The organism is Corynebacterium sp. UMB9976, assembly GCF_030212265.1.
Taxonomy (GTDB): Bacteria; Actinomycetota; Actinomycetes; order Mycobacteriales; family Mycobacteriaceae; genus Corynebacterium.
Map to the genome: position 1 here is coordinate 1 of NZ_JASODY010000033.1, position 8,012 is coordinate 8,012.

Sequence of the window (8,012 nt, forward strand, 5' to 3'; positions counted from 1 at the left end):
GTGGCGGCGCACTGGGTGCGCCGCCACCCGGGCAATAAAACGTGCCCCCGAGACGATTCGAACGTCCGACCGCTGGTACCGGAAACCAGTGCTCTATCCCCTGAGCTACGGAGGCATCAGATCGGTAGTCTAGCACCCTGGGTGCAAGGGGAGGCAAAAACACCCCACCGGCCAGCGCGCCCCGCGCAGACGGATGGGGGCGACGAACCCGCATTACGTGCTGATAAAGTCTTTAGGCGTGACTCCAGCAGAACTTTCCGAATTCATTGCACGCATCGCCCGCGAGGTCCTCACCGAGCGTGGCCTGGACGCCTCCGTCGTCCCCGATAACCCGACGGTCGAGCGCCCGCGCAACCCAGAGCATGGCGACTATGCCACCAACGTCGCTATGCAGACCGCCAAGAAGGCGGGAACCAACCCCCGCGAGCTGGGCACGTGGCTCGCTGAGAAGCTGGCCGCCAGCCCGGAGATCGACGAGGCCAGCGTCGCCGGCCCTGGATTCATCAACATCCGCCTGGCCGCTGCCGCGCAGGGCAAGATTGTGGAGAACATTCTCGCCGCTGGCCAGGGCTTCGGCCGCGGAGATGCCTACAAGGGCACGAAGATCAACCTGGAATTCGTCTCTGCTAACCCCACCGGTCCGATTCACCTGGGTGGTACCCGTTGGGCCGCCGTCGGCGACTCTCTTGGCCGCCTGCTGGCCGCCCAGGGTGGCGAGGTGACCCGCGAGTACTACTTCAATGACCACGGCGGCCAGATCGACCGCTTCGCGAAGTCCCTGCTCGCCGCCGCGCGCAACGAGCCCACCCCGGAGGACGGCTACGGTGGCCAGTACATCCAGGACATCGCCGCCCAGGTCGCCGAAGCGAACCCGACCTGGGGCGAGCTCTCCGACGCGGATGCCCAGGAGCTCTTCCGCGCCCAGGGCGTGGAGCTGATGTTCGACCACATCAAGACCACGCTGAAGCAGTTCGGCACCGAGTTCGACGTCTTCTTCCACGAGAACTCCCTCTTCGAATCCGGCGCGGTGGACAAGGCCATCGAGGAGCTGAAGTCCAACGGCAACCTCTACGAAGCCGACGGTGCCTGGTGGCTGCGCTCCAGCGACTTCGGCGACGACAAGGACCGCGTCGTCATCAAGTCCGACGGCAACGCCGCCTACATCGCCGGCGACATCGCCTACATCGCGGACAAGATCAACCGCGGCCACGACCTGTGCATCTACATGCTGGGCGCGGACCATCACGGCTACATCGCCCGCCTGCAGGCCGCCGCAGCGGCACTGGGGTACGACCCGAAGCAGGTGGAGGTCATGATCGGCCAGATGGTCAACCTCGTCCGCGATGGGGAGGCCGTGCGCATGTCCAAGCGCGCCGGCACCATCATCACCCTCGACGACCTGGTCGAGGCCATCGGCGTGGACGCGGCCCGCTACGCGCTGATCCGCTCCTCGGTGGACTCCTCCCTGGACATCGACATGGACCTGTGGGCCTCCCAAAGCAACGAGAACCCGGTGTTCTACGTCCAGTACGCCCACGCCCGCCTGTGCTCCCTGCAGCGCAAGGCAGACGAACAGGGCGTGGACTTTGGCGGCGCCGATCTCTCGCTGCTGACCCACGACCGGGAGGGCACGCTGATCCGTTCCCTGGGCGAGTTCCCGAAGGTGATCCGCACGGCCGCTGAGCTGCGCGAACCGCACCGTATCGCTCACTACGCGGAGAAGCTGGCTGGGGACTTCCACCGCTTCTACGACGCCTGCCAGGTGCTGCCGAAGGCCGACGAGCCGACCGGTGCGGACGCAGCCCCGGTATTCCACGCCCGCCTGGCCCTGGCCGCCGCCACCCGCCAGGTACTGGAGAACGCACTGAGCCTGGTCGGCGTGTCCGCACCAGAAAGGATGTAAGGCTACACCCGCATGGATCCGGTCACAGCACAACAACCCACACCACTACGCCGGCGCACCGCCACCACCGAGGAATTCAACCTCATCCCGGCTCACGTCTTCCCACGCACCACGCGCCGGGCAGAGAACGGGGAGGTGGCGATCGGCGGCGTGAGCCTGCCCGAGCTCGCCGCCACACACGGCACCCCGAGCTTCGTCATGGACGAGGCCGACTTCCGCTCCCGCTGCCGGGAGATGGCTGAGGCCTTCGGCGGGGGAGAGCGGGTGCACTATGCCTCCAAGGCCTTCATCTCCACGGCCGTGTGCCGCTGGGTGGCCGAGGAGGGGCTGAGCCTGGATGTCGCGAGCCTCGGTGAGCTGCGTATCGCCCTGCATGCCGACTTCCCGGCCGAGCGCATCACGGTGCACGGCAACAACAAGAATGAAGAGTTCCTCCGTGCCGCCGTCGAGGCGGGCGTGGAGCTCATCGTCATCGACTCGCTCCAGGAGATCGCCGAACTCTCCCGCGTGGCCCGCGACCTGGGCACCACCCAGGACGTCCTGGTGCGCGTGACCCCGGGCGTGCATGTCGATACCCACGAGTTCATCGCGACCTCCCACGAGGATCAGAAGTTCGGCTTCTCCCTGGCCTCCGGGAAGGCCAAGCAGGCAGCGGAGGAGTGCCTCGCCGCCGAGGGCCTGGTTCTGCGCGGCCTGCACTGCCACGTCGGTTCCCAGGTGTTCGACGCCGACGGCTTCGTGCTCGCCGCCGAGCGCCTGCTGGGCCTGTGGAAGCAGCTGCTATCCCACGAAGCCACGGGGGCGGATTTCAACGTCCTCGACCTGGGCGGCGGCTATGGCATCGCGTATACCCCGGACCAGGAGGCGCTTGACGTGGCCCCCGTGGCACGCAACCTGCTCGCGAAGGTCGCCGAGGTGGCCGAGGAGGTCGGTGTTCCGACCCCGATCGTCAACGTCGAGCCGGGGCGCGCGATCGCTGGCCCGGCCATGGTGACCATTTACCGGGTCGGCACCGTCAAGGACGTCGAGACCAGCGACCACACTGTGCGCCGGTACATCTCCGTCGACGGCGGGATGAGCGACAACATCCGTCCGGCCCTCTACCAGGCGGAGTACGACGTCCGGGTGGTCAATCGCGAGGTCGCCGGCACGCTGGTCCCGACCCGCATCGTCGGCTCCCACTGCGAGTCCGGCGACATTCTGATCAACGATGTCCCGGTTCCCGACGACGTCGCGCCGGGCGACCTGTTGGCCATCGCGGCGACGGGGGCGTACTGCTACTCGATGTCCTCCCGCTACAACATGTTCCTGCGCCCGCCGGTGATTACCGTGGCGGATGGCCAGGACCGGGTGATGATTCGCCGGGAGCGCCTGGAGGATATTTTGGCCCTCGAGGGCTAGGGAAGGTCTGCCCCGGCAACGCTGGGGCACACCCGCAAAACATAAAACTAGACAGCTTGGTCTAGGTGGGTTAACCTCTGACCTAAGCGATACACAACTTGGCATTCTGCTGCTCGCTAGAATGGCTAACCGACGCCACCAAAGGCGAGCACAAAACCAACAACAACATTGGGAGAAAACTCATGACTGACGCATCGGCGCCCACCATCCGCCCGGGTAAAGGACTCGACGCCACTATTGGTGTTGCACTGCTGGGCATGGGCACAGTCGGTGCTGAGGTTTACCGACTGCTCAACGAGCGTGCCGACGAGTTCGCCGCCCGCATCGGCGGGCCGCTGGAGGTCCGCGGCGTCGCGGTCTCCGACCTGTCCCGCACGCGCGAGGGAGTCGACCCCGAGCTGCTGACGGACGACGCGCTCTCCCTGGTGCAGCGCGACGACATCGACCTCGTGATCGAGGTCATCGGTGGCATCGACTACCCACGCCAGGTCGTCAACGCGGCCCTGAAGGCCGGCAAGTCCGTGGTCACCGCGAACAAGGCCCTCATCGCCGCCCACTCCGGCGAGCTCTCCGAGGCCGCCGAGTCCACCGGCGCTGACCTCTTCTTCGAGGCAGCCGTCGCCGCGGCCATCCCGGTCGTCGGCCCGCTGCTGCGCTCCCTGGCTGGCGACAAGATCGAGTCCGTCATGGGCATCGTCAACGGCACCACCAACTTCATCCTCGACGCAATGTACGAGCGCGGCGCCAGCTACGACGAGATGCTCGCCGAGGCCACCGAACTGGGCTACGCCGAGGCTGACCCGACTGCGGACGTCGATGGTCACGACTCCGCCTCCAAGGCCGCGATCCTGGCATCCCTGGCCTTCCACTCCCGCGTCTCCAGCGAGGATGTCCACACTGAGGGAATCCGCAACATCACCACCCAGGACATCGAGGCCGCCCGCGCCGCAGGCTGCACCATCAAGCTGCTCGCCCTGTGCGACCGGGTCACCCAGGCCGACGGCACCCCAGGTGTCTCCGCCCGCGTCTACCCGGCGCTCGTCCCGCTGTCCCACCCGCTGGCCAGCGTCTCCGAGTCCTATAACGCCATCTTCGTCGAGGCCGAGTCCGCCGGTCGCCTGATGTTCTACGGCAACGGCGCCGGCGGTGGCCCGACCGCCTCCGCCGTCCTCGGCGACGTCGTCGCCGTGGCCCGCAACATCATCCACGGTGGCCGCGGTCCGCGCGAGTCCACCTACGCCGCCCTTCCGATCGCTGATTTTGGAGACGTCGTGACCCGGTACCACGTTGACATGCTGGTGGAGGATCGTGTGGGCGTGCTCGCCGAGATCTCCAACGCCTTCTCTAAGCACAACGTCTCCCTGAAGACGGTGCGCCAGGAGAACAAGGACGACCTGGGCGCCCGCCTCGTCGTCGTGACCCACAGCGCCACCGAGAAGGACCTGGAGGAGACGGTCGCCACGCTCAACGAGCTCGACGCCGTCCGCGAGGTCCACTCCGTCATCCGTATGGAAGGTAAGTAACAGCAATGGCGACTGAGATCCCCGTCGGCCGCAAGGTTCGGGTCAAGGTTCCGGGTTCTTCCGCGAACCTGGGCCCCGGATTCGACTCGCTGGGTCTGGCCTTGAGCATCTACGACCACGTCGAGGTCGAGGTTATCGACTCCGGCCTCGAGGTGGAGGTCACCGGCGAGGGGCAGGGCGAGGTGCCGCTGGACGAGCGACACCTGGTCGTCCGCGCCATCCGCGCCGGGCTGAAGAAGGCGGACGTCATTGCTCGTGGCCTGCGGGTGCGCTGCAATAACTCCATCCCACAGTCCCGCGGCCTGGGTTCCTCTGCCGCCGCCGCGGTCTCGGGCGTGGTGGCGGCCAATGCGCTGGCCGGGGACGTCCTAGACACGGACACGATCATCCAGCTTGCCTCGACCTTCGAGGGCCACCCGGATAACGTCGCGGCCTCCGTCCTCGGCAGCGCTGTCGTGTCCTGGACGAACATCCCGGTCGACGGCACCGAGCCGACGTACCATGCCGCCCCGGTCACGGTGCACCCGGCTATCCGCGCCACCGCGCTGATTCCGAATTCTCACGCCTCCACCGAGGCTGTGCGTCGCGTGTTGCCGAGCGATATTCCGCACCTGGACGCCCGCTTCAACGTGTCCCGCACCGGCGTGCTGCTTGTTGCTCTGTCCAAGGACCCGAGCCTGCTGTGGGAGGGTACCCGGGACCGGATGCACCAGCCATTCCGCGCCGAGGTGCTGCCGATTTCCTCCGAGTGGGTCAACCGCCTGCGCAACCAGGGCTATCCGGCGTTCCTCTCCGGGGCGGGTCCGACCGTGCTGGTGCTGTCCACCGAGCCGGTGGAGGAAGCACTTCTGCAGGAGACCCGCGATCGTGGCATCCGGGTCGAAGAGCTGACGGTGGCCGGGCCGGTGACCGTCGAGGACGCCTAAGCGGCTGACCGCGAACTAGCGGAAGCGGGTCAGCCCGCCGCGCAGGCTGGCTAGCCCCGTGACGCCGCGTCGCTCCAGCGTGTCCACCGCGTGGGCGGAACGAGCCCCGCGCGCGCAGACCACGACCGCCCCGTTTTCCACCTCCGGCGGGGTGTAGCCGCCCAAGATCTCGGCCAGCGGCACATTGATCGCCCCGGGCAGGTGGAATTCCGCAAACTCCCTGGGCTCCCGCACGTCGATGACCGTGCTCCCGGGCGGAATCTCGGTGACCTCCACCGGGCCATGCGGGGGAGTGCCCGTGCGTACCTGCTCGGTGACCTCCGGGTTGGCTGCCACCGGGATCTCCTCCCAGCTTGCGGTCAGGCTGTCGTAGTAGGCGAGCCGGCCGACCAGCGGGCGGCCCACGCCCGTGATGAGCTTGATGGCCTCCAGGGCCATCGCCGAGCCCACGATGCCCACCAGCGGTCCCAAGACACCCGCCTGTGAGCACGAGGGCACCGCGCCCGGCGCGGGCGGGGTGGGGAAGAGGTCCTCGTAGATCGGCCCGTGGCCTGCCCAGAACACCGATAGCTGCGCCTGATAGCCCAGGATCGAGGCCCAGACGTGCGGGATCCCCAGCCGGGCGGCCGCGTGACTGGCCACGTGCCGGGTGTCGAAGTTATCCGTCCCGTCGAGGACGAGGTCCGCGCCCTCCAGGACCCTCAGCGCGTTCTCCCATGTCAGTCGCTCGACGACTGGCTCGAGGTGAACATCGGGGTTGAGCTCTGTCAGCCGTGCGCGGGCGGAGTGGGCCTTGGACTCGCCGTTAGCGGCAGCCGCAGAGCTGTGGATCACTTGGCGGTGCAGGTTGGATAGCTCCACGGTGTCGTCGTCGATGAGCGTGATGTGGCCGATGCCCGCCGCGGCGAGGTACAGCAGCGCGGGGGAGCCCAGCCCACCGGCTCCGATCACCGCGACCCGCGAGGTAGCCAGCTTCTCCTGGGCCTCCGGGCCCATGAGGGTGACCTGGCGGCTATAGCGTTCGCTGGCGCTCGGCGAGCCCGCAGGGTCGATGGAGTGCGAGGACAATCTTCATGCTCCTTGGGGTTAACGTGCGGCCGAATGTCGCGAGGATTCGTACCCCGCAGGCGACCTCCCACTGTAGCCCTAAAATGGGATCCGGTAGCCCAGGGCAGCCCGGCAGAAAACGGTGTTTCTTGTGGTCTCTGCGGGCGCCGCCGAACAGCAGATGAGGAGCACAGATGAGCGGTACAACCCCACACGACAACACGGCCCCGCGCAACAATCCGGCCCCGCGCCAGAACGCGAAGATCGTCGTCGTCTCCGACCGCATCGCCGGCGGGGAGCGGGAGAACACCATTGGGCAGGACGCCGCGGCGATGCTGCAGGAAGCCGGGTTCACCGTCACCGACCTCATCGTCGTGCCCGAGGGTGCCGAGCCCATCCGGCGCGAGCTCGAACAGGGAATCGCTGATGGGGTGGCTCTGTTGCTGACCTGCGGCGGAACGGGGCTGGGGCCGCGGAACCTCACCCCGGAGGAAACCCTCAAGGTCATTTCTACCCGGCTGGAGACCGTAGAAACCCAGGTGCTCGTGGAGGGGCTGAAGAACACGCCCAAGGCTTCGATGTCGCGTGGCGTGATCGGTCTGAGCTCTCGGGAGCCGGGCGGCACACTCGTGGTCAATGCCTCCTCGTCCTCGGGCGGCATGCGGGACTGCCTGAAGGTCATCCTGGCTGTCTGGCCCAGCATTTCGGGCTGGATCCGATAGTGCCCGGGGACGGGCTAGTATGGAGCGCATGCGTATCCACTATTTCGCCGCCGCCCGCGCCGCCACCGGGGTCAGCGAGGAACCCGCTGAGGCCTTCGACACCCTCGGCGAGCTGCTCGATGATGCGGCAGCGCGGCACACCGGACGCACGGACTCTGGCCTGAGCCTCGCCGACATCCTGGAACGCTGCACCTTCCTCGTGGACGGCCAGCGGGCCGAGCGCGCGACCGGGCTCGCCGGGGCGCAGCGCGTGGACGTCCTGCCACCTTTCGCCGGGGGATAGGGTCTTTTTCGGCGGCTCGCTTTCGGCCGCGCCCGGCGGCGCGGATGAGCTCAGCTCGGTCTCAGACCAGTAGGACGTCACCCAAGTCCGGTGTCGCCCAACTCAGCTTGGTCACCCAGTTCGACGTCACCTAGGGCGTGTCTCCTAATTGTGGGCCTGTGCTCGAGCATGATTGAGGTGTGTCACAACGGTCTAGATTTACGCAGT

Annotated in this window: 7 protein-coding genes and 1 tRNA gene; 6 read left to right on the forward strand and 2 right to left on the reverse strand. The window is 67.3% G+C overall.

Features of this window, described 5'->3' with window-relative positions:
* Nucleotides 1-42: 42 nt before the first annotated feature.
* Nucleotides 43-115, reverse strand: a tRNA-Arg gene (locus tag QP140_RS09440).
* Between the two features lie 123 nt (nt 116-238).
* On the opposite strand from QP140_RS09440, the gene argS reads away from it, so the two are divergent.
* The 4 genes from argS (at nt 239) to thrB (ending at nt 5,753) form a co-directional block, all read left to right on the forward strand.
* The gene (gene argS, locus QP140_RS09445) at nt 239-1,903 is read left to right on the forward strand and encodes an arginine--tRNA ligase (protein ID WP_284759394.1); all 1,665 of its coding nucleotides are present in this window, start codon (nt 239-241) and stop codon (nt 1,901-1,903) included.
* A 12-nt stretch (nt 1,904-1,915) separates the two neighbouring features.
* Nucleotides 1,916-3,304, forward strand: coding sequence for a diaminopimelate decarboxylase (lysA, locus tag QP140_RS09450; RefSeq protein WP_284759396.1), 1,389 nt, complete (start codon nt 1,916-1,918; stop codon nt 3,302-3,304).
* 182 nt (nt 3,305-3,486) lie between these two features.
* A complete protein-coding gene (locus tag QP140_RS09455; RefSeq protein WP_284759397.1) occupies nt 3,487-4,827 on the forward strand; it encodes a homoserine dehydrogenase in 1,341 nt (446 codons plus the stop codon).
* A 5-nt stretch (nt 4,828-4,832) separates the two neighbouring features.
* The gene (gene thrB / locus QP140_RS09460; protein WP_284759399.1) at nt 4,833-5,753 is read left to right on the forward strand and encodes a homoserine kinase; all 921 of its coding nucleotides are present in this window, start codon (nt 4,833-4,835) and stop codon (nt 5,751-5,753) included.
* Nucleotides 5,754-5,768: 15 nt separating this feature from the next.
* Here thrB and QP140_RS09465 read toward each other — a convergent pair whose 3' ends face one another.
* Nucleotides 5,769-6,821 carry a ThiF family adenylyltransferase gene (locus QP140_RS09465; protein ID WP_284759401.1) on the reverse strand — a complete coding sequence of 351 codons (1,053 nt, stop codon included), beginning with the start codon at nt 6,819-6,821 and terminating at the stop codon, nt 5,769-5,771.
* A gap of 173 nt (nt 6,822-6,994) precedes the next feature.
* Here QP140_RS09465 and QP140_RS09470 point away from each other — a divergent pair, with 173 nt between their 5' ends.
* Both QP140_RS09470 and QP140_RS09475 read left to right on the forward strand, forming a co-directional pair.
* Nucleotides 6,995-7,522, forward strand: a complete 528-nt coding sequence (locus QP140_RS09470) for a molybdopterin-binding protein (RefSeq protein ID WP_284759402.1) — start codon at nt 6,995-6,997, stop codon at nt 7,520-7,522.
* A gap of 28 nt (nt 7,523-7,550) precedes the next feature.
* Nucleotides 7,551-7,805: a MoaD/ThiS family protein gene (locus QP140_RS09475; protein ID WP_070760896.1), complete on the forward strand. Its 255-nt coding sequence runs from the start codon at nt 7,551-7,553 to the stop codon at nt 7,803-7,805.
* Nucleotides 7,806-8,012: the final 207 nt, after the last annotated feature.